The sequence below is a fragment of the Streptosporangium sp. NPDC051023 genome, from assembly GCF_040689595.1.
GTDB lineage: Bacteria > Actinomycetota > Actinomycetes > Streptosporangiales > Streptosporangiaceae > Streptosporangium.
The window spans coordinates 1-20,704 of record NZ_JBFBCE010000124.1 but is presented as its reverse complement, the minus strand read 5'-3'; the positions used below and the strand labels follow the sequence as shown (position 1 = coordinate 20,704).

Sequence of the window (20,704 nt, the reverse complement as noted above, 5' to 3'; positions counted from 1 at the left end):
CTCAGGGCGTATGGCAAGCTTGAGGACCGGCCGCGTCTCGCGGTGCTCAACAAGGCGGACGTCCCCGACGCCCGCGAGCTGGCGGACATCGTCAGCCGTGAACATGGCCGACGTCAAGCGGCTTCGTGAGCTGACCGCCGCCGGCATGATGGACTGTAAGAAGGCGCTCGAGGAGTCCGAGGGCGACTTCGAGCGCGCCGTCGAGCTCCTGCGTCTCAAGGGCGCCAAGGACGTCGGCAAGCGTGAGGCCCGTACCGCCTCCAACGGCCTGGTCGCTCTCAAGCAGGACGGCGACTCCGCCGCCGCGCTGCTCGAGCTCAACTGCGAGACCGACTTCGTCGCCAAGGGCGAGCGTTTCCAGGAGCTCGCGGGCCAGGTCGTCGCGCACATCCTGGCCGTCAAGCCGGCCGACGTGCCCTCCCTGCTCGAGTCCGAGCTCGACGGCAAGACCGTCAAGGAGCACCTGGACGAGGCCAACGCCGCGCTCGGCGAGAAGATCGAGATCCGCCGGTTCGCGGTGCTTGAGGGCGGCTTCATCGGCGCCTACATGCACAAGACCGACCCGCAGCTTCCGCCGGCCGTCGGCGTGCTGGTGCAGCTCGACAGCGCGAACGCCGAGGTCGCCAAGGACGTCGCGCAGCACGCCGCCGCGATGGCACCGAAGTACCTCGACGCCGCCGCGGTCCCCGCGGACATCATCGAGAAGGAGCGCGCGCTCTTCGAGGAGATGACCCGCGAGGAGGGCAAGCCCGAGGCTGCCATCGGCAAGATCGTCGACGGTCGCATCAACGGCTGGTACAAGGACTTCACCCTGCTCGAGCAGGCGTTCGTCAAGGACAACAAGAAGTCCATCGCCAAGTTCGCCGGCGAGAACGGCGTTCAGATCCAGGCCTTCGTCCGCTTCAAGGTAGGCCAGGCTTAGGCTTGACCCAGCTTCTCTCATCAGTGCGCTAAAACGAGGAGGCCGCCGCCGTGCAGGAGAACTCAGGACTCGCTACGTCGGCGGTTTCGTCGTACGCGGGCCCGCTTCGCTGGAAGCGCGTCATGTTGAAGCTGTCCGGCGAGGCCTTCGCCGGCGGTGAATCGCTGGGCATCGCCCCCAGCGTCGTCGGCCAGCTGGCCGACTCGATCGCCGAGGCGGTCCGCGAGGGTGTCCAGGTCGCGGTCGTGGTCGGCGGTGGCAACATGTTCCGTGGCGCGGCCATGTCCGAACGCGGCATGGACCGCGCCAGAGCCGACTACATGGGCATGCTCGGCACGGTCATCAACTGCCTCGCCCTCCAGGACTTCCTGGAGAAGCGCGGCATCGACACCCGCGTCCAGACGGCGATCACCATGCAGCAGGTCGCCGAGCCGTTCCTGCCCCGCCGCGCCATCCGCCACCTGGAGAAGGGGCGCGTGGTCATCTTCGGGGCCGGGCTCGGCTCGCCGTTCTTCTCCACCGACACCTGCGCCGCCCAGCGCGCGCTTGAGGTCGGTGCCGAGGCGCTGCTCAAGGGCACCCAGGTGGACGGCGTCTACGACGCCGACCCTCGGAAGAACCCCGACGCCGTCCGGTTCGACCATCTCGAATATGGTGAGGTGCTGACCCGCGGTCTCGGTGTCATGGACGCCACCGCCATCAGCCTGTGCATGGACAACGGCCTGCCCATCGTGGTCTTCGACCTCATGGGCGAGGGCAACATCCTGCGGGCGGTGCGCGGTGAGAAGATCGGCACGCTGGTGAGTCCGGCAGGGAAATAAGGACTTACCCAGAAGTCGGGGAGCGAGCCTGACCGCGGTGAGCGGAGCGGGAGGCGGCACGGACTGTCCGGAGGGGTCCTCCGGCGGGACGGCGTTCCGCGAGGCGGGTGTGGAATGGTGAGTGACCGAGAAGGCAGGGAGCCGCTGTGATTGACGAAACTCTCTTCGAAGCCGAAGAAAAGATGGAGAAGGCCGTGTCCGTGGCGAAGGACGACTTCGCCGGCATCCGCACGGGCCGCGTCACCCCGTCGATGTTCAACAAGATCAGCGCTGAGTACTACGGGGCTCTCACGCCCATTCAGCAGCTGGCCTCGTTCCACGTCCCCGAGGCTCGCATGGTCGTCATCCAGCCCTTCGACAAGAGCTCGATGGCCGCGATCGAGAAGGCGATCCGCAACTCCGACCTCGGTGTCAACCCGGGTAACGACGGTCAGGTGATCCGCGTGGCCTTCCCCGAGCTGTCGGAGGAACGCCGCAAGGAGTACATCAAGGTCGCCCGGGGCAAGGCCGAGCAGTCCAAGGTCTCCATCCGCAACATCCGCCGTCACGCCAAGGAGGCCCTCGACAAGATGGTCAAGGACGGCGAGGCGGGCGAGGACGAGGTGCGTCGCGCGGAGAAGGAGCTCGACGACCTCACCCAGAGACACGTTGCCAAGATCGATGAGTTGCTCAAGCACAAGGAAGCCGAGCTGCTCGAAGTCTGAGCCGTGATCCTTGTCCCGCCCGGGCCCTCCCGCGCGGGGCAAGGATTTCGCGTATGAGAGTGGGACTGCGTGGAACCTGCGGCGGGCGGTAGCCGTACCGGACGGAACCTTCCCGTCGCGATCGCGGTGGGCGCCGGTCTGGGAGTCGTCATCATCGCCTCCCTCTACCTTGTCGAATGGCTCTTCCTGGCCGTGCTGATCGCGGCGGTCGGCATCGGCGTGACAGAGCTCGTCAAGTCGTTCGCGGACAGGGACATCACCGTTCCGACGATCCCGCTTCTGGTCGGGATGACCGCCATGATCTGCGGTGCCTACTGGGGCGGCCGGAACGGGCCGGCCTGGCTGGTCGGGATCTTCGCGATGACCGTGCTCGTGCTGATGGTCTGGCGGATGTTCCAGGGGACCGAGGGCTACGTCCGCGACATCTCCGCGACCATCCTCGTCACCGTCTATCCCTCGCTGCTCGCCGGTTTCGTGGCACTCCTGCTCGCCAGTCCCGACCAGGGCGCGGACCGGGTCGTCGTCTTCATCGCCACCACGGCCGCGAGCGACATCGGCGGATATTTCGCGGGGATCTCCTTCGGCAAGCACAAGATGTCACCGCTGATCAGCCCGAAGAAGACCTGGGAGGGCTTCGCAGGCTCCGCACTGGCGTGCATGGCCGTCGGCGGCTGGCTGATGGTGTGGCTGCTGGAGGACGCCGTCTGGAAGGGCGTGCTGATCGGCGCGGTCGCGGTGGTCTTCGGCACGCTCGGCGACCTCGTCGAGTCGGTGATCAAGCGGGATCTCGGGGTCAAGGACATGGGCAGCGTGCTGCCCGGCCACGGCGGCCTCATGGACCGCCTCGACTCCCTCCTCGCCGCGCTGATCCCGATCTGGGCCCTGCTCACCCTGCTCGTTTGACTCCCGTGACCGCCTGGATCTCGTACCGGGCAGATCCTGGGCGAGGCCGCCTCATCCCGCCCCGGTGACCGTTCCGGTGATCCTGGCGGCGGAAAGGCGGGGGAGCAGCGCTCGGTAGCCCGCCTCGGCGACCAGGCGCAGTTCCTCCGCGGTGATCGGGACCAGCCACAGCCACTCCACGCTCTCCCCGCCGAAGACGAAGCCCGACAGGTCGGGCAGACCAGGCAGGCCGGTCAACATGATGACGCCGCTGTAGGCGGAGCCGAGCGGGAACGTCTCGGGCCGGTGATACCACTTCGCGGTGTGCCCGTGTCCAAGCCAGGTGACCGAGTGCCAGGGATACTGGGCCAGCCACAGGAAGAGCCTGGCCGCGTCGCGCGCGTCGCCCGGGGTGGCGACGGCGAGCTCGACCCTGGCGTGGGCCTCGGGCCGTTCGATGTACTGCTCGACGGTCGGCATCGGCTGGCAGCTCATCCCGACCGTGGACAGGATCGTGTACTCACGTCCCCCCTCTGGCGGCCTTTCCGTGATGCCGACCGTGGGCATTCGATCCCCGCCCGCGTCCCAGAACCTGCCCGCCGTACCGGCGGTCCTGTCCAGATGTCCCATCACGAACTGCTGGAACGTCGCCCACGAGCCGTCACCGCCGCGCCAGTCCCAGTAGGCGCGCGCCTTGGCCAGCCTGGGGGTCAGGCCCTCCAAGGCCTCCTCGAGCGACCAGGCGAACGGGGACTCGCCCACGGCGTCGAGGGAGTAGCCCGGCATGCCGCGGCTCATGTCGGCCCAGCCAGGAATGACCGCGAGCAGCTCGTCGTTCTCGTACAGGGCGACGCCGTCGCCCTCCTCGAACCACAACGCCCGTAGTCCGCCCAGCGGCGGTCTGCCATTGGGATGCCGGGTGTTGGCCCTGGGGGCCACAGGGGGCAGCTCGGAATCGAGGCGGGCCAGGTCGATCGCCTCCGGAGCGGGGCCGTGGTTGGCCAGCCAGACCGCTCCGTGCACCGTGCCCTGAGGCCCGCACAGGTAAGCTACCGAGGAGGTCTCGTCGCGTTCGACCACCAGGGTGCGGCTCCCGTAGGGATTGACGTCGGTGAACACGATCTCGACGCCGTCTCCCCGCTCGCCCGTGGAGCGGATTGTCGCCATACCTCCGGACTCTAGATCAGGGGCGAGCACCGCTTCGAAGTATTCGCGTAACCGTCGAGAGAAGGCTTTGCACGTGTCGACTGCCAGCCAGAGCGGGACCCCCGCACCCGGCCAGCTCACCTTCGTGGCGCCCCGCAGGGCGAAGCCAGCGCGCCACCTGGCCGACCTGACCATGGCCGAGCGCAGGGCAGCGGTCGCCGAGCTGGGCGAGAAGCCGTTCCGTGCCGACCAGCTCTCCCGGCACTACTTCGAAAAGCTCAACGGCGATCCCGCGCTCATGACGGATCTGCCGGCCGCGGCCAGGGAGAAGTTCGCCACCGCGCTGTTCCCCACGCTGCTGACCCCGGTCAGGGAGATGACGACCGACGCGGGCACAACCCGTAAGACGCTGTGGCGGTTGTTCGACGGCGCGCTGGTCGAGTCCGTCCTGATGCGCTACACCGACCGGACGACCATGTGCGTCTCCTCGCAGGCGGGCTGCGGCATGAACTGCCCGTTCTGCGCCACGGGTCAGGCGGGCCTGACCCGTAACATGACCACCGCCGAGATCGTCGAGCAGGTCGTCGCGGGGGCGCGGGCCCTGGCCGCGAACCAGGTCCCCGGTGGTCCCGGACGGGTCAGCAACGTCGTCTTCATGGGCATGGGCGAGCCACTGGCCAACTACAAGGCCGTGATCGGCGCCGTGCGCCGGCTGGTCGAGCCCGCTCCCGAGGGGCTGGGCATCTCGGCCCGTGGCGTCACGGTCTCGACCGTCGGCCTGGTCCCGGCGATCGGCAAGCTCGCCGACGAGGGCCTGCCGGTGACGCTGGCGCTGTCGCTGCACGCGCCCGACGACGAGCTCCGCGACACCCTGGTGCCGATCAACACCCGGTGGAAGGTCGCCGAGGTCCTCGACGCGGCCTGGAACTACGCGGCCAGGACCAAGCGCCGGGTCTCCATCGAGTACGCCCTGATCAAGGACATCAACGACCAGGAGTGGCGGGCCGACCTGCTCGGCAAGCTCATCAGGAACAAGCTGGTGCACGTCAACCTGATCCCCCTCAACCCCACTCCCGGTTCCAAGTGGACCGCCTCCCGCCCCGAGGACGAGCGGGCCTTCGTCCGCCGCCTGGAGTTCCACGGCGTCCCGGTGACCGTCCGCGACACCCGGGGCCGTGAGATCGACGGTGCCTGCGGTCAGCTCGCCGCCGCCGAGTAGTCCCGCCCGCGGGGCTCCCGCCGTACGGCTGCGCCCCCCAGCTGCCCCCCGCCGCCCAGGGTCCGGTCCCGCGACGGGCGTTTCACGGGCCCGCAGGGGCACCCGCCGTCACGCCCACCGAGGACGCGCCGGGTCGCTCTCCCGGCGCGGGCGTCCGTCAGGGGCGGTTGCGGCGCAGCCGCAGATAGGCGGTCGTGCCCACCGCGACCCAGAAGAGCGTCGCCACGGCGATCTGTGGCAGGGCCTCGTCGAGGGTGCCCGAGTTGGCCGCACGCATCCACGGCATCACCGGCACCAGGAAACCCCCGATCGGGGTGAGGCTGAGCAGCAGCATGGCCATGTAACCGCCGAACAGGACGATCAGTGAGGTGGCGGGAGAGGGCAGGAGCGGGGTGCTGGCGAGCGCGCCCAGCGCGGTGCCGACAGCCAGCCCGAGCAGGTGCAGCCCGGCGCCGCGCGCCAGATCGCCCGGGGAGGGCAGGACGCTGAAACGGATGATCAGGGGCGCCACGATCGCGACCGCCGCGATGCCGAGGTTGACGACGAGCGCGGCGAGCAGCCCCGCTCCGACCTCCCGGCTGGGACGGCCCGCCGCCGTCATCGAGATCAGGCGCTGCGTCGGCGGTTCGGTGTCGAGCAGGCCCCTGGCGGCCCAGGCGAAGACGACGATGAGCAGCGCGGCCGAGTCGCTGTAGGACTCCAGGGCCGGGCCCGGCGACGAGTAGAAGATGGCCAGCATCGCGAACAGGGCGATCACCGGCTGGAGCAGGCGGTGCGACCGTGTGTACGAGGCCAGCTTGAAGCGGACGAGGGGGATCATCAGATTTCCTTGAGTGTAGAGACCCCCGCCTTCAAGCGGGGGAGGAAACACGGCACATCGCCACAGAACCAAAAAAATCGAACACCTGTACGACATTTTGCTGATCGTTCGATAGCATGTGGGGTGTGGCGCAGACTGTGAAGCGGGCCTACAAGTACCGCTTCCACCCGACCTCTGGGCAGGCCTTCGAGCTCGCACGGACGTTCGGGTGTGTGCGCCTGGTCTACAACAAGGCCCTGGAGGAACGCACCCGTGCCTACCGATTGGAAGGCCGTCGCGTCTCCTACCTGGAGTCGTCGGCCGCGCTGACGGCCTGGAAGCGCGGCGGCGACCACGGCTTCCTGTCGGAGGTGTCGTCGGTCCCGCTGCAGCAGGCGCTGCGGCACCTGCAGGCGGCGTTCGCGAACTTCTTCGCCAAACGCGCCAAGTATCCGGTGTTCAAGAGCAGGAAAAAGGCGCGGGCGTCGGCCGAGTACACCCGCTCGGCGTTCCGGTGGCGGGAGGGCCGGTTGACGCTGGCGAAGATGGACGAGCCGCTGGACATCGTGTGGTCGCGTCCGCTGCCGCAGGGTGCGGAGCCGTCCACGGTCACCGTCTCCCGGGACGCGGCGGGCCGCTGGTTCGTCTCCCTCCTGGTCGAGGAGAAGATCCCCCCGCTGCCGCCCATCGGGTCGTCGGTGGGGGTGGACGCCGGGATCACCGCTTTGGTGACGCTGTCCACCGGTGAGAAGGCCGTCAACCCCGGGCACGAGCGGGCCGACCGGCGCAAACTGGCCAGGGCCCAGCGGGCGCTGGCCCGCAAGGTCAAGGGGTCGGCCAACCGGGCCAAGGCCCGCCTCAAGGTCGCGAAGGTGCACGCCCGGATCGCCGACCGCCGCCGAGACCACCTGCACCAGCTCACCACACGGCTCGTTCACGAGAACCAAGTGATCGCCGTGGAGAACCTGGCCGTCCGCAACATGGTCAAGAACCACAGGCTGGCCCGCGCCATCTCGGATGCGTCCTGGCGGGAGTTGCGCCGCATGCTGGAGTACAAGACGGCCTGGTACGGGCGTGAGCTGCTGGTGGTGGACCGCTGGTTTCCCTCCTCCAGGCTGTGCTCGGCCTGCGGGGCGCTGCAAGAGAAGATGCCGTTGAACGTCCGGGAGTGGGTGTGCGCCTGCGGTGCGGCCCATGACCGGGACGTGAACGCCGCGAAGAACATCCTGGCCGCCGGGCTGGCGGACAGGTGAAACGCCTGCGGAGCTGGTGTAAGTCCTCAGCGAGAGTCCTCTCGGGCGGGCGACCGGTGGTGAACCAGGAACCCTCACGGGCGACCGTGGGACTCCCCCTCGTTCACGAGGGGGAGGATGTCAATCACCTCTCCAGTTCATGTGTCGCGCGTGCGGTGACGGGTGTCTCGCCGTCGTGCCGCGCCTCCGGTCGCGCGGCAGGAGCACGACGGCCTTGTGCTCCGCCGCCCGGCGCCGTGGGTGCTCCATGGCCCTGTCCTCCGCCGCCCGGCGCCGCGGATGCTCCGCGGTCATGCGGTCCGCCTGGTCGTGTAGCCGTCCGCGCGGAGTTTCTGCTCGACCTCGTCGGCGTCCGCCGTGTCGACGAGCACCTCGATGACGACCTGCTTCGGGCGTTCCCCCGCCTCGGTGGTCACGGTGCCGCCCGCGACCAGCCAGTGGTCGGCGCCGGGGAAGTTCTCCAGCTGGTTCTGGTGGTCGCTCACCACGACCGTGCCGCCGTTGGCGGCGATCTCGCCGATGATGACGGGCAGTTCGCCGCGGGTGTGCGCGTCCAGCCCGGCGAAGGGCTCGTCCAGGATCAGCAGGCCCGGCGGGGCGAGCAGTGACTGGATCAGCCCGATCTTCTGGGCGCTGCCCTTCGACAGGTCGCCAAGCGGCTGTTCCAGCAGGTGGGTCGCCTCAAGGCGCTCCGCCAGCGGCCCCATGGCGCCGGGGGAGACACCCCGGACCCTGGCCATGTGGGTCAGGTAGGCGGTGACGGTGAACGCCTGGCCGACGGGGAAGACGTCGGGGGCGTAGCCGACGACTCGGGGGCGCTCGGAGATCGAACCCCGCGACGGGGGGACGATGCCCGCCAGCAGGCGCAGGAGCGTGGACTTGCCCGCGCCGTTCTTGCCGGTGACCTCGATGACGGATCCGGGCCGCAGCGCGAGGTCGATGTCTCGCAGCACCCATGGACCGCGGCGGGAGTACCGAAAGGACACCTTGGAGAGCCGCATGGCTGGTAACACTATCGTGATCACCCATTTTCATCCCTTTGTCGCCGGTGGAAACGGTAGCGATCAGGAAATAAGGTTAAGAGAAACCCGCGATTCGCGGCGATCACCCGGACGTGTTCACCGGGACGGCCGCACCCGCGGTGCTCACTCGGTGAGGCCGAGCTGCCCGGCGGCCCGGACTGCCAACCAGACCTCGGCGAACGCGCCGGTTGAGGTCAGGTCCCGGCCGGTCAGGGCGGAGAACCTGCGGATCCGGTAGGCCAGCGTGTTGGGGTGGATGTGCAGCGCGGCCGCGGCGTCCTCGGTGCGTCGGTCGCGTTCCATCCAGGTGCGGACCGAGGCCAGCAGGCGGGAGTCGTGCTCGGCGTCGTAGCGGATCACCTCGCCCAGCACGTGCTCCACCAGGGCGGACAGCACCGACGGGTCCTCGGGCAGCCACCTTCCCATGGCGTCCTCGCCGTAGCGGACCAGCGGCTGCCCGGACTCCGCCGCCCGGGTGGCGGCCCAGGCGGCCTCCCGCTGGGCCACCCGTAGCGAGGCCCCCGCGGGAAACGGTCTGCTCATCCCCGCCACGACCCCTGTCAGACCGGGCCCCGCCGTTCCGGCGCCCCCTGAGTCGTCATCCGCCGCTCTGGCGATCACCGTGCCCAGTTCCCGGGAGCCGAGCACGTGGCGGTCCTCGCCGCGGCGCAGTACGAGGCAGGGGTGGTCGTCCAGGACGCGCAGCAGCGCCTCGTCCGGGACCCGCCGGACCGTCAGCAGCACGAGATCCTCGGCCTGCAGCCCGAGCCGGATCAGCCGCCGTCTGGCCGTGGCCGGATCCAGCACGTCCTGCAGCAGCTCGGCCAGGATCTCGGCGCCCTCACGGCGGAGCGTCTCGCGCTCGTGACGGACCATCGCGACCTGGAACGCGGCCACGGTTGCGATGTGCTGGGCGACGGCCAGACCGGCTGGGCGGGCGCCCTCCCGTTCAAGGGCGACCAGGAAGCCCGCGGGACCGCCAGGGGCGGGCACCGGCAGCACGAAGCCGCCGGGGATCGTGGGAGGCGCGTCCGCGGAGGTGGGCAGCGTCCCGGGATCGGGCACGGGCACCCCCGGCAGCAGCGGGCGTCCCTGCGGCGTGCACAGGTACACCTGGTAGCCCGACAGCCGTTCGAGCCGGTGGAACAACGTGGGGGTGTCCAGATCCTCCGAGGCCAGCCAGCGCAGCGCGCCGAAGACCTGAAGCTGCGCGCCGAGCCGCTGGCGGGCGTCCTCCTGCACGGCCGCCGCGACCTCCTGGGCGATCGCGATGAACGGCACCGCCAGCGGCACCTCGAGCACGGGCATGCCGCGTTTCTCGGCGGCGGCGAAGAACGATTCGTGCAGCGGCGGCACGTGGAGCTGGGCCGACAGGGCGAGTGCGGAGACCCCCGCGTCGTCGAGCCGCTCCAGGTAGGCGCGCTGCCGTGCGGCGGAGCGGGGGATCGCGATGCCGGTCGTCATGATGACCTCGGCGCCGAGCAGCCAGGGGGTCGGATCGTCAAGCTCGCTGACGTGCGCCCAGGAAACCGACCGGCCGAGCCCGCCCTCACCCGCCAGGAGGCGCAACTGGAGGGCGGGGAACCGGATCAGCTCCTCAACGGTGAGCTTGTGGTCAGCCACAAGGCTCACCGTATCTCTTCGTGACTCACCCAATTGCTTAGAGTGGCGGAAAGCTCGCAAACTGTCATGAACTTCCTCGTTGACCTGGCAATTCTCGAAGGGACCGTCCGCATGACCGAGCTCCGAAGGCCCCTAGGGCCCGTCGACTCCTCTCTCGTCCCGCGTTTCGCGGGACCGGCCACCTTCGCGCGGCTGCCCAGGCTGGACGAGGTCGGGCGGGCCGATGTCGCGGTCCTCGGGGTGCCGTTCGACAGCGGGGTCTCCTACCGGCCCGGCGCCCGGTTCGGCCCCTCGGCGGTGCGCGAGGCCAGCCGGTTGCTGCGGCCGTACCATCCGGCGCTGGACGTCTCCCCGTTCGAGCTGGTCCAGGTGGCCGACGCAGGGGATATCGCGTGCAACCCGTTCGACATCGGGCAGGCGATCGAGACCGTCGAGCACGCGGCGGGGGAACTGCTGGACACGGGGGCCCGGCTGCTCACGATCGGCGGCGACCACACGATCGCGCTGCCGCTGCTGCGGGCGGTCGCCCGGCGGCACGGTCCGGTCGCGTTGCTCCACTTCGACGCCCACCTGGACACCTGGGACACCTACTTCGGCGCCGAGTACACCCACGGCACCCCGTTCCGCCGGGCCGTCGAGGAGGGGCTCCTCGACACCGAGGCGCTCAGCCACGTCGGCACGCGCGGGCCGCTGTACGACCGGCGTGACCTGCGGGACGACCGGCGCATGGGCTTCGGCGTCGTGACCTCAGCGGACGTGATGCGCCAGGGGGTCGACGAGGTCGTGGCCGCGCTCAAGCAGCGGATCGGCGACCGCCCGCTGTACGTCTCGGTCGACATCGACGTGCTCGACCCCGCGCACGCCCCGGGCACCGGCACCCCCGAGGCGGGCGGGCTGACCAGCCGCGAGCTGCTGGAGATCATGCGCGGCCTGGCCGGGACCGAGCTGGTCGGCGCCGACGTGGTCGAGGTGGCCCCCGCCTACGACCACGCAGAGATCACCTCGGTCGCCGCCTCCCACGTCGCCTACGACCTGGTCAGCCTGCTGGCCCTGCGAGGGGCCCATGACGCGGGATCGGTCCCGGCCGACGCCTCGCCGTCGCCCTGAGTCCCGGGGACGTGAGCCTCGCCGCCCTCAGGGGCGGCGGGCCGTACGGCGCCGCCCCAGGAAGGTCAGCGGGTGCCCCAGGAGTAGGTCTGCTTGTGGAGCCTGAGGTAGACGAACGTCTCGGTCGCCCGGACCGTGGGGATGGCGCGGATCTTGCCCAGGATCTCCAGCAGATGCTGGTCGCTCTCACAGACCGCCTCGACCATGATGTCCAGCGATCCGGCGGTCAGCACGACGTAGTTGAGCTCCACGATGGCCGAGAGCTTCTCCGCGACCGCCTCAAGATCGCCCTCGCACTTGATGCCGATCAGGGCCTGACGGGAGAAACCGAGGGTCAGCGGGTCGGTGACCGCGACGATCTGCATGACCCCGCCGTCGATCAGGCGCTGGACCCGCTGGCGCACCGCGGCCTCGGACAGGCCGACGGCCTTGCCTATCGCGGCGTACGGCTTGCGCCCGTCTGACTGCAACTGCTCGATGATCTTCTTGGAGATCTCGTCGAGGACGACCGGACCAGGCCTGGTGTCGTTTTCGCGGCGTACCTTGGGTGGCGTCGCCATCCGCGCTCCCTGGCGTCATGTTGCGTGGCTGTCGCCGCCATGTTGCGGCTCCGATGCGACATGTTGTCAGTTCTTACGTCTCTGTCAAGCGATTTCGTAGCAATTTGGTATCTTAACAACGAAATCCCTTGTCCTGCGGTCTCTACTCTGTAAGAGTCGCGACAACTCAGCTCCAGAGCACTAGGAGGTCAACGTTGACCACCCCGGTTGAGAACCATGAACTCGCCCGCCTGCGCAACTATGTCAACGGCGAGCTGGTGGACGCCAGGAGCGGCCGATTCTCCGATGTCATCGACCCCTGCACCGGGGAGGCCTATCTCCAGGCGCCGGTCTCCGGGCCCGAGGACGTCGATGCGGCCTACGCCGCGGCCGCCGCGGCCTTCGAGTCGTGGAGCCAGACCACGCCGGGAGAGCGCGCCAACCTCCTGCTCAAGGTCGCCGACGAGATCGACGCCAGAGCGGAGGAGCTGAACGAGGCCGAGTGCCTCAACACCGGCAAGCCGCGGGCCCGCATGGCCGAGGACGAGACCCCGGTCGCCGCCGACCACTTCCGCTTCTTCGCGGGCGCCGCGCGCACGCTCGAGGGGCCGACGTCCGGCGAGTTCCTCGCCGATCACACCTCCGTCATCAGGCACGAGCCGATCGGCGTCGTCGGCCAGGTCACGCCGTGGAACTACCCGATGATGATGGCGATCTGGAAGATCGCCCCCGCGCTCGCCGCGGGCAACACCGTGGTGCTCAAGCCCTCCGACACCACCCCGGTCTCCACGGTCAAGCTCGCCGAGATCATCGGCGAGATCCTGCCGAAGGGCGTCTTCAACGTCGTCGTCGGCGACCGCGAGACCGGTGCCCTGGTCGTGGGTCACCCGACCGCCCAGATGGTCGCGATCACCGGCTCCGTCGGCGCGGGCATGGCCGTCGCCAGGTCGGCGGCCGACGACCTCAAGCGGGTCCACCTGGAGCTGGGAGGCAAGGCCCCCGTCGTGGTCTTCGACGACGTCAAGGACCTCAAGGCCGCCGCGGAGGCCATCGCGACCGCCGGTCTGTACAACGCGGGCCAGGACTGCACCGCGGCCTGCCGCGTGCTGGTCCACGAGAACGTCCACGACGAGTTCGTCACCGCGCTCACCGAGGCGGCAGCGAGCACCGTGACCGGCGACCTGTCCGACGAGGACGCCCTGTACGGCCCGTTGAACAACGCCGCCCAGCTCGCCAGGGTCGCGAGCTTCTTCGAGCGGGTCCCGGACCACGCCACGGTGCTGACCGGCGGCCACCAGATCGGCGACAGGGGCTACTTCTTCGCCCCGACCATCGTGGACGGCCTCAGGCAGGACGACGAGATGGTGCAGAACGAGGTCTTCGGCCCGGTCATCACCGTGCAGACCTTCTCCGACGAGGCCGACGCGATCGCCAAGGCCAACGGCGTCAGGTACGGCCTGTCCAGCTCGGTCTGGACCTCCGACCACGGCACGGCGATGCGGGTCTCGAAGCGTCTCGACTTTGGTGTCGTGTGGGTCAACACTCACATACCCTTCGTGTCTGAGATGCCACACGGAGGTTTCAAGCACTCCGGATACGGTAAGGATCTGTCGGTTTTTGGCCTTCACGACTACCTTCGCGTAAAGCACGTCATGCACTACATCGGCGAATAGCCGCGAGCAGAGGGATAAGCCTGGTATGACCGAAATCCAGGCGGGCGCAGAAGAGGAGGCAGGGGCAGTCGCCGCTGTCGCTGTCTCCGACTCTCCCCAGGTGCCCGCCATTGAACTCACCGGAGTCGTCAAGGAGTACCTCGCCCACGGTGAGGTCGTCCAGGCGGTCAAAGGGGTCACGCTGACCATCGCCGAGGGCGAGTTCTTCTCGCTCCTCGGCCCCTCGGGCTGTGGGAAGACGACCACCATGCGCATGATCGCCGGGTTCGAGGACCCGTCGCGCGGCGCGGTACGGCTGCGCGGCCAGGACGTCACGAACGTCCCTCCCAACAAGCGCGACGTGAACATGGTCTTCCAGTCGTACGCGCTGTTCCCGCACATGAACGTCTGGGAGAACGTCGCCTTCGGCCTGCGGCGCAGGAAGGTCGCGGACGCCGAGATCAAGCGGCGCGTCGGCGAGATGCTGGAGATCGTGGATCTCACCGGGCGTGAGAAGCGCCGCCCGAGGGAGATGTCCGGCGGCCAGCAGCAACGGGTCGCCCTAGCCCGCGCCCTGGTCAACAAGCCCCGCGCGCTCCTGCTCGACGAGCCGCTCGGCGCCCTCGACCTCAAGCTCCGCCAGGCCATGCAGATCGAGCTCAAGCGCATCCAGCGCGAGGTCGGCATCACCTTCGTCTACGTCACCCACGACCAGAGCGAGGCGCTCACCATGAGCGACCGCATCGCCGTCATGAACGACGGCCTGGTCGAGCAGCTCGCCTCACCCCGCGAGATCTACGAGCGTCCGGCGACCGCGTTCGTCGCCGGTTTCATCGGCACCTCCAACCTGCTCAACGGCACCGTCGACCGGGTCGAGTCGGGCCGCGCCGTACTACGGGCGGGGCAGGAGGGCCGGATCCTGGTGACGGGGGACTCCCACCAGGCCGGAGACGCTCTCGCGGTCACCGTACGCCCCGAGAAGATCACGATTTCCGCCGAGGAGCCGGGGGGCGACGTCAGCGCCGTGCGCGGCACCGTCTCCGAGGTCGTCTACCTGGGCCTCTACAACAGCTACGCGGTTCGCCTCGCCGACGGGGCGGAGATCACTGTCTTCCAGCAGAACGCGCTTGACAGCACGAGCACGGCCGAGCGCGGCGAGGCCGTCTGGCTGTCGTGGCAGCCCCGCCACTCGTACGTGATCGGAAGTTGAGTACATCCATGCACCCTCGTACCTCCCCCGCCTTCCTCAGAGGGATGACGCGCAGCCGCTCGGTCACCCGCCGCGACGCCCTCCGCCTGGCCGGGCTCTCGGCCGCGGGCCTCGCTCTGGCGGGCTGCGGCATCCAGGGCAAGAAGGCCGCGGCGCCCTCGAAGGACGCGGCCGCCGGCTACTGGGCGGGTAAGAAGCAGAACGGCACCCTGCGCTTCGCCAACTGGCCGCTGTACATCGACAAGGACGGCAAGAGATACCCGTCGCTGGAGATGTTCACCGCCGACACCGGGATCCAGGTCTCCTACCAGGAGGCGATCCAGGAGATCCCGTCGTTCTTCGGCAAGATCCAGCCGTTGCTCGCCGCGGGCAACGACATCGGCTACGACCTGATGGTGCTGACCAACGGCATCCACCTCGGCCGGGCCATCCAGCTGGGCTACCTGGTCCCGCTGGACCACGCCAAGCTGCCCAACTTCACCGCCAACGCCGCGCAGAAGGTCAAGAACCCGACCTGGGATCCGAACAACACCTACACGATCCCGTGGACGGTCGGCCTGACCGGCATCGCCTACAACCCGAAGTACGTCGACGAGGTCAAAGGCGTCGAGGACCTCTGGAACCCCAAGTACAAGGGCAAGGTCGGCATGTTGTCCGACAACGAGGAGATCGCCAACTTCGGGATGTTCTCGCTGGGCATCGACCCCGACACGTCGACCGAGGCCGACTGGCGCAAGGCGGGGGAGAAGCTCAAGGCGCAGCGGGACAACGGGCTCATCCGCAAGTACTACGAGAACGACTACGTCGACGCGCTCGCCCGGGGCGACGTGTGGATCACCATGGCCTGGTCGGGCGACATCTTCCAGCAGGTCGCCGAGGGCAAGGACCTCAAGTTCGTGGTCCCCCAGGAGGGCGGCACGATCTGGACCGACAACATGTGCATCCCCAAGACCGCGCAGAACCCGGTGGACGCGCTGACGCTGATGGACTACGTCTACCAGCCCAAGATCGCCACCATGCTGGTTGAGGCCATCAACTACATCACACCCGTTCCCGCGACCAAGGACCTGGTCCTCGCCGACGCGGCCAAGAAGACCGGGGAGGAGAAGACGGCGCTGGAACAGCTCGCCAACAGCCCGATGATCTACCCCTCCGAGGCGGACATGGCCCGGCTGCGGTCCTACGTTCCCCTCACCCCGGCTCAGGAGAAGGTCTTCCAGTCCATCTTCCAGCCGATCACGCAAGGTTGACGGTGAGCCCCAGGTGAAGCGCCTCGCCCCCTACCTGCTCATCCTGCCCGGCGGCCTGTGGCTGCTGATCTTCCTGGTGGTGCCGATGGTCTTCATGGCCTCGGTCTCCACCCAGGAGGGCGACATCCTGAACGGTTTCGTCCAGACGTTCAACTTCTCGGTGTACGGCGACGCCCTGGCGCAGTACCAGACGCAGTTCCTGCGCTCGGTCGGCTACGGGCTCGTGGCCACGGTCGTCTCCATCGCGATGGCCTATCCGATGGCCTACTGGATCGCCTTCAGGGGCGGCGCGCGCAAGTCCACCTACCTGCTGCTGGTGCTGCTGCCGTTCTTCGTCTCGTTCGTGCTGCGCACGGTCTCGTGGAAGTTCCTGCTGGCCGACGACGGCATGCTGCTGTCGCCGCTGAAGTCGATGGGCCTGCTGCCCAATGACTTCCACATCCTGCAAACCACGGTCGCGGTGATCGGCGGCCTGGTCTACAACTACCTGCCGTTCATGATCCTGCCGATCTACGTGGCGCTCGAGCGGGTCGACCCCCGGGTGATCGAGGCCGCCCAGGACCTCTACGCGGCCAGACGCGAGGCGTTCACCAAGGTCGTGCTGCCGCTGTCGCTGCCCGGCGTGTTCGCCGGGGTGCTGATGACGTTCGTCCCCATGACCGCGGACTACGTCAACGCCGGAATCCTCGGCGGCCCGGCGAACACGATGATCGGCAACATCATCCAGACCGAGTACCTGGTCAACAACAACTACCCGACCGCGGCGGCCCTGTCATTCACGCTGATGGCGGTGATGCTGATCGGCATCTTCGCCTACGCCAGGGCGCTCGGCACCGAGAACGTGCTGGAGGCGGCGGCCCGATGAGCACACAGGAGACCGTGGTCGCGGCGGCCGGGCGGGAGACGGGCGCAACCGCGGAGCCCGGGCGTCCCCGGACCCGGCTGGGCGACCGGCTGCTCAGGGGCTACGTCTGGCTGATCATCGCCTGGCTGTTCCTGCCGATCGCGGTCATGATCGTGTTCGGTTTCAACGACACCAGGAGCAAGTCGAACGTCACCTGGCAGGGCTTCACCGTCAAGTGGTGGACCAGGCTGGGCGACTACCCCGAGCTGGTCGACGCCGTGTTGAACTCGCTGCGGATCGCCCTGCTCGCCACGCTGATCACCACGGTGGTCGGCACGCTCATGGGACTGGCCCTGGGCCGCTACCGGTTCCGCGGGCAGGGGGCGACCAACCTGGTGCTGTTCGCCGCCATCGCCTCGCCCGAGCTCGTCATGGGCGCCTCGCTGCTGTCGCTGTTCGTCAGCGCCGGGGTCGACACCGGCTTCTGGACCGTGGTCGTCGCGCACGTGCTGTTCTCGCTGTCGTTCGTGGCCATCACCGTGCGGGCCAGGGTGGTCGGGCTCGACCCGTCGATCGAGGAGGCCGCTCGGGACCTGGGCGCGTCCACCTGGGTCACCTTCTGGCGGGTGACGTTCCCGATGATCCTGCCCGGCGTCGTCTCCGGAGCGCTGCTGGCGTTCGCACTGTCCATCGACGACTTCGTGATCACCCAGTTCACCAGCGGTGCCCTCCAGACGTTCCCGCTGTGGATCTGGGGTGCCACCCGTATCGGGGTCCCGCCGCAGGTCAACATCCTGGGAACGCTTATATTCGCGGTAGGCGTCGTGATCGCCGTGGTCAACACGGTGACCGCACGTCGCCGCACCTAACTGCCGCCAAGCCCCGTGCCACCGGTGGGTGACGCGGGGCTTCGGTGTATCAAGATCCTCGGCAGAGAACAGGGAGGCGAGATCGGATTCAGGCGGGGGGAACCCGCGCGTGATCTTCACGGTCCCGCGATACATACAAAAACACTTTGACTCACGTAGGGAAGTGAGATTTGTGGATCCGCTGAAGGCTCTTGCTGACGCGGAGCGCAAGCCGTACTGGCTCGACAGTCCGGCGAAACCCGAGCCGCTGCCGCGGCTCCTCGGAGACACCACCGCCGACCTCGCGGTGGTCGGAGGCGGCTTCTCAGGGCTGTGGACAGCTCTGATGGCCAAGGAGCGAGACCCGTCGCTTGACGTGGTCCTGCTCGAAGGACGCAAGATCGGCTGGGCGGCGTCGGGACGCAACGGCGGCTTCGCGATGGCGACGCTCACCCACGGCATCGCCAACGGCCTCGAACGCTGGCCTGAGGAGATCGCCCTCCTCGAGCACCTGGGGCTGGCCAACCTCGACGAGCTCGGCCAGACCGTCGACAGGTACGGCATCGACTGCGGCTACGAGCGCACCGGCGAGCTGCATGTGGCCACCGAGCCGTGGCAGCTCGAGGAGATGCACCAGAGCGTCGAGGTCGCCAACGAGCTGGGCGTCCGCTTCGACGTCCTCGACCGGGAGCAGGTCAGGGCGGAGGTGAACTCGCCCACCTACATCGGGGGCCACTGGGAGCGCGACGGCTGTGCCATGCTCGACCCCGCCCGGCTGGCCTGGGGGCTCAGGCAGGCCTGTCTCTCCCTGGGCGTGCGCGTCTACGAGCGCACGCCGGTCCGACACATGAAGGACACGCAGGCGAGCATGGACCTGCTCACCCCATACGGCACGGTCAAGGCGGCCAAGGTCGCCCTCGGCACCGGTGTGTTCCAGCCGCTGCTGCGACGGCTGAAGCACTTCCTGGTGCCGGTCTACGACTACGCGTTGATGACCGAGCCGCTCTCGGCCGAACAGCTCGCCTCCGTCGGCTGGCAGAACCGGCAGGGCGTCGGCGACTCGGCCAACCAGTTCCACTACTACCGTCTGACGGAGGACAACCGCATCCTCTGGGGCGGCTACGACGCGGTCTACTACAACGGCGGAAAGATCAAGCCGGAGTACGAACAGCGCGACGAGACCTTCGCCAAGCTGGCGGGACACTTCTTCACGACGTTCCCGCAGCTGGCGGGGCTGCGCTTCACCCACAGGTGGGGCGGAGTCATCGACACCTGCAGCCGGTTCAGCGCCTTCTACGGCCAGTCGCACGGCGGGCGCCTCGCCTACGCCGTCGGCTACACCGGCATGGGGGTAGGCGCGACCCGTTTCGGGGCGAACGTCATGCTTGACCTGCTCAGCGGTGAGCGGACCGAGCGGACCAGGCTGCGGATGGTCAGGGAGAAGCCGCTCCCGTTCCCGCCCGAGCCGGTCCGCTCGGCCGGGATCCAGATGACCCGCTGGTCGATCGCCCAGGCCGACCTCAACCAGGGCCGCCGCAATCTCTGGCTGCGCACCCTGGACCGGATGGGCCTCGGGTTCGACTCGTAGGTGGTGCCCCCGGTCCTCACCGGTATCCCAGAGGACCGGGGGCTTTGGGGCTCCTCCCTTGTCTGTTTCTTCGCGGCCTGTAAGGTCTCCCGTGCTTCCGTGGCCGTACGGCTTCGCGTGACCCGCTCGTGGTGTGCGGGCCGTACAGTCTGGGAGCATGAGCAAGAGGGTTGAGTTCGACGTCGACGGGATCACACTCGTCGGCGACCTGCGTGTTCCCGCCGGGGCGGGGCCGCATCCGGCGCTGGTGCTGACCGGGCCGTTCACCGGGACGCGGGACCAGGTCACCGGCCTGTACGCGGCCAGGCTCGCCGAGGCGGGCTATGTGACGCTGGCCTTCGACCACCGCAACTGGGGTGAGTCCGGCGGGACGCCGCGCGGGCACGAGGACCCGCAGGGCAAGCTGCACGACCTGCGGGCCGCGGTCTCGCTGCTGCGCTCGCGCCCAGAGGTGGACGGCGGAAGAATCGGCGCGGTTGGGATCTGTCTGGGCGCGGGCTACGCGCTCAAGTTCGCCGCCTTCGACCCCCGGGTCAGGGCCTTCGCGGGCATCGCGGGGGCCTACAACAACCCCTACGGCATGCGCGCCGGCATGGCGGGCGGCTACCGGGACGCGCTGTCCTCCTTCACTGACGTCCTGGAACGCCAGGACCGGGGGGGCCAGGTGGAGTACCTGCCCGCCGTGGCCGAGGAGGGGGAGGCGGCCATGCCGGGCGACGAGCCGTTCGCCTACTACGGCACGGAACGCAGCGCCTCCCCGCACTGGCGCAACGAGGTCACCAGGGCCTCCATCCGTGAGCTGGTCACCGTGGACAACATGACCGGCGCCGACTTCCTGTCTCCCACCCCGGGCCTGATCGTGCACGGCGTGGTCGACCGTTTCTGTTCCCCGGAGGGGGCGGAGGAGGCCTATCGCCGGATGGGCGAGCCCAAGAGACTCGTCTGGCTGGACACCCGGTTGCACATTGACCTCTACGACGCCGAACCTCACGTCACTCACGCCATCGAGGCCACCGCCGCCTTCCTCGCTGAGCACCTCTGAGGCGTGTTTCCTGGGGCGGTCGCCCTGGGGTGCTGCTGTTTGGGGGGCTGTTCGCGCTGTTTGGGCGGTTGTTCGCGCTGGGGGGTTGGTGGTTGTTCGCGCTGCGGGGCGGGTGGTTGTTCGCGCTGCGGGGTGGGTGGTTCGCGCTGCGGGGGGCGGGTGGTCCGGCCGGCCGTCGTTGGTTGCGGTCTGGGTGGTTCAGGCCTTCGGCCTGGCGGGCGCGGTGGCGCGCG

At 68.8% G+C, this 20,704-nt stretch carries 19 protein-coding genes; 14 read left to right on the top strand and 5 right to left on the bottom strand.

The genetic code is table 11. From position 1 onward, the window contains the following. Positions 1–103: 103 nt before the first annotated feature. From tsf to AB0395_RS44050, 4 genes are all read left to right on the top strand, one after another. Entirely contained in the window at positions 104–922 is an 819-nt protein-coding gene (gene tsf, locus AB0395_RS44065) for a translation elongation factor Ts (protein WP_366293020.1), read from the top strand. Positions 923–972: 50 nt separating this feature from the next. After that, positions 973–1,743, top strand: a complete 771-nt coding sequence (pyrH, locus tag AB0395_RS44060; RefSeq protein ID WP_366293015.1) for a UMP kinase — start codon at positions 973–975, stop codon at positions 1,741–1,743. A 146-nt stretch (positions 1,744–1,889) separates the two neighbouring features. Then, positions 1,890–2,447 (top strand): ribosome recycling factor, encoded by a 558-nt coding sequence (frr, locus tag AB0395_RS44055; protein WP_366293012.1) that lies wholly within the window; start codon positions 1,890–1,892, stop codon positions 2,445–2,447. 69 nt (positions 2,448–2,516) lie between these two features. Further along, positions 2,517–3,350 (top strand): phosphatidate cytidylyltransferase, encoded by an 834-nt coding sequence (locus AB0395_RS44050; protein ID WP_366293009.1) that lies wholly within the window; start codon positions 2,517–2,519, stop codon positions 3,348–3,350. Positions 3,351–3,401: 51 nt separating this feature from the next. Here AB0395_RS44050 and AB0395_RS44045 read toward each other — a convergent pair whose 3' ends face one another. Next, positions 3,402–4,496, bottom strand: a complete 1,095-nt coding sequence (locus AB0395_RS44045; protein ID WP_366293007.1) for a suppressor of fused domain protein — start codon at positions 4,494–4,496, stop codon at positions 3,402–3,404. Positions 4,497–4,569: 73 nt separating this feature from the next. Between AB0395_RS44045 and rlmN the strand changes: the two genes are divergently transcribed. Beyond that, on the top strand, positions 4,570–5,694 hold the full coding sequence (rlmN, locus tag AB0395_RS44040; protein WP_366293004.1) for a 23S rRNA (adenine(2503)-C(2))-methyltransferase RlmN: 1,125 nt from the start codon (positions 4,570–4,572) through the stop codon (positions 5,692–5,694). A gap of 157 nt (positions 5,695–5,851) precedes the next feature. Here the strand turns inward: rlmN and AB0395_RS44035 are convergent, their stop codons facing one another. Then, positions 5,852–6,514, bottom strand: a complete 663-nt coding sequence (locus AB0395_RS44035; protein ID WP_366293002.1) for a hypothetical protein — start codon at positions 6,512–6,514, stop codon at positions 5,852–5,854. Between the two features lie 125 nt (positions 6,515–6,639). Here AB0395_RS44035 and AB0395_RS44030 point away from each other — a divergent pair, with 125 nt between their 5' ends. Continuing rightward, entirely contained in the window at positions 6,640–7,746 is a 1,107-nt protein-coding gene (locus tag AB0395_RS44030; protein ID WP_366292999.1) for an RNA-guided endonuclease TnpB family protein, read from the top strand. Between the two features lie 290 nt (positions 7,747–8,036). On the opposite strand, the gene AB0395_RS44025 is transcribed toward AB0395_RS44030, so the two are convergent. Together AB0395_RS44025 and AB0395_RS44020 are read right to left on the bottom strand one after the other, a co-directional pair. After that, positions 8,037–8,699: an ATP-binding cassette domain-containing protein gene (locus AB0395_RS44025; protein WP_366292996.1), complete on the bottom strand. Its 663-nt coding sequence runs from the start codon at positions 8,697–8,699 to the stop codon at positions 8,037–8,039. Between the two features lie 192 nt (positions 8,700–8,891). Further along, positions 8,892–10,391 carry a PucR family transcriptional regulator gene (locus tag AB0395_RS44020; protein ID WP_366292994.1) on the bottom strand — a complete coding sequence of 500 codons (1,500 nt, stop codon included), beginning with the start codon at positions 10,389–10,391 and terminating at the stop codon, positions 8,892–8,894. A 111-nt stretch (positions 10,392–10,502) separates the two neighbouring features. Between AB0395_RS44020 and speB the strand changes: the two genes are divergently transcribed. After that, a complete protein-coding gene (gene speB, locus AB0395_RS44015) occupies positions 10,503–11,498 on the top strand; it encodes an agmatinase (protein WP_366292991.1) in 996 nt (331 codons plus the stop codon). Between the two features lie 65 nt (positions 11,499–11,563). Here speB and AB0395_RS44010 read toward each other — a convergent pair whose 3' ends face one another. After that, positions 11,564–12,058: an Lrp/AsnC family transcriptional regulator gene (locus tag AB0395_RS44010; RefSeq protein ID WP_366292988.1), complete on the bottom strand. Its 495-nt coding sequence runs from the start codon at positions 12,056–12,058 to the stop codon at positions 11,564–11,566. A 194-nt stretch (positions 12,059–12,252) separates the two neighbouring features. Here AB0395_RS44010 and AB0395_RS44005 point away from each other — a divergent pair, with 194 nt between their 5' ends. The 7 genes from AB0395_RS44005 to AB0395_RS43975 all read left to right on the top strand — a co-directional run bounded on the left by AB0395_RS44005 (position 12,253) and on the right by AB0395_RS43975 (position 20,471). Then, positions 12,253–13,710, top strand: coding sequence for an aminobutyraldehyde dehydrogenase (locus AB0395_RS44005; protein WP_366292985.1), 1,458 nt, complete (start codon positions 12,253–12,255; stop codon positions 13,708–13,710). Positions 13,711–13,735: 25 nt separating this feature from the next. After that, positions 13,736–14,899, top strand: a complete 1,164-nt coding sequence (locus AB0395_RS44000; protein WP_366292982.1) for an ABC transporter ATP-binding protein — start codon at positions 13,736–13,738, stop codon at positions 14,897–14,899. Between the two features lie 8 nt (positions 14,900–14,907). Next, positions 14,908–16,149: a spermidine/putrescine ABC transporter substrate-binding protein gene (locus AB0395_RS43995; RefSeq protein ID WP_366292979.1), complete on the top strand. Its 1,242-nt coding sequence runs from the start codon at positions 14,908–14,910 to the stop codon at positions 16,147–16,149. 13 nt (positions 16,150–16,162) lie between these two features. Continuing rightward, positions 16,163–17,014, top strand: coding sequence for an ABC transporter permease (locus AB0395_RS43990; RefSeq protein WP_366292976.1), 852 nt, complete (start codon positions 16,163–16,165; stop codon positions 17,012–17,014). Then, positions 17,011–17,862, top strand: coding sequence for an ABC transporter permease (locus AB0395_RS43985; protein WP_366292973.1), 852 nt, complete (start codon positions 17,011–17,013; stop codon positions 17,860–17,862). The genes AB0395_RS43990 and AB0395_RS43985 overlap by 4 nt, the downstream gene beginning before the upstream one ends. A 172-nt stretch (positions 17,863–18,034) precedes the next feature. Further along, positions 18,035–19,429, top strand: coding sequence for an FAD-dependent oxidoreductase (locus AB0395_RS43980; protein ID WP_366293018.1), 1,395 nt, complete (start codon positions 18,035–18,037; stop codon positions 19,427–19,429). 157 nt (positions 19,430–19,586) lie between these two features. Then, complete coding sequence (locus AB0395_RS43975; RefSeq protein ID WP_366292970.1) at positions 19,587–20,471, top strand: alpha/beta hydrolase; 885 nt, start codon at positions 19,587–19,589, stop codon at positions 20,469–20,471. Positions 20,472–20,704 lie beyond the last annotated feature (233 nt).

Coding starts and splice junctions, on each gene's coding strand:
- tsf (WP_366293020.1), top strand. CDS start 104: ATGGCCGACGTCAAGCGGCTTCGTGAGCTGACCGCCGCCGGCATGATG.
- AB0395_RS44045 (WP_366293007.1), bottom strand. CDS start 4,496: ATGGCGACAATCCGCTCCACGGGCGAGCGGGGAGACGGCGTCGAGATC.
- AB0395_RS44035 (WP_366293002.1), bottom strand. CDS start 6,514: ATGATCCCCCTCGTCCGCTTCAAGCTGGCCTCGTACACACGGTCGCAC.
- speB (WP_366292991.1), top strand. CDS start 10,503: ATGACCGAGCTCCGAAGGCCCCTAGGGCCCGTCGACTCCTCTCTCGTC.
- AB0395_RS44010 (WP_366292988.1), bottom strand. CDS start 12,058: ATGGCGACGCCACCCAAGGTACGCCGCGAAAACGACACCAGGCCTGGT.
- AB0395_RS44000 (WP_366292982.1), top strand. CDS start 13,736: ATGACCGAAATCCAGGCGGGCGCAGAAGAGGAGGCAGGGGCAGTCGCC.
- AB0395_RS43995 (WP_366292979.1), top strand. CDS start 14,908: ATGCACCCTCGTACCTCCCCCGCCTTCCTCAGAGGGATGACGCGCAGC.
- AB0395_RS43985 (WP_366292973.1), top strand. CDS start 17,011: ATGAGCACACAGGAGACCGTGGTCGCGGCGGCCGGGCGGGAGACGGGC.
- AB0395_RS43975 (WP_366292970.1), top strand. CDS start 19,587: ATGAGCAAGAGGGTTGAGTTCGACGTCGACGGGATCACACTCGTCGGC.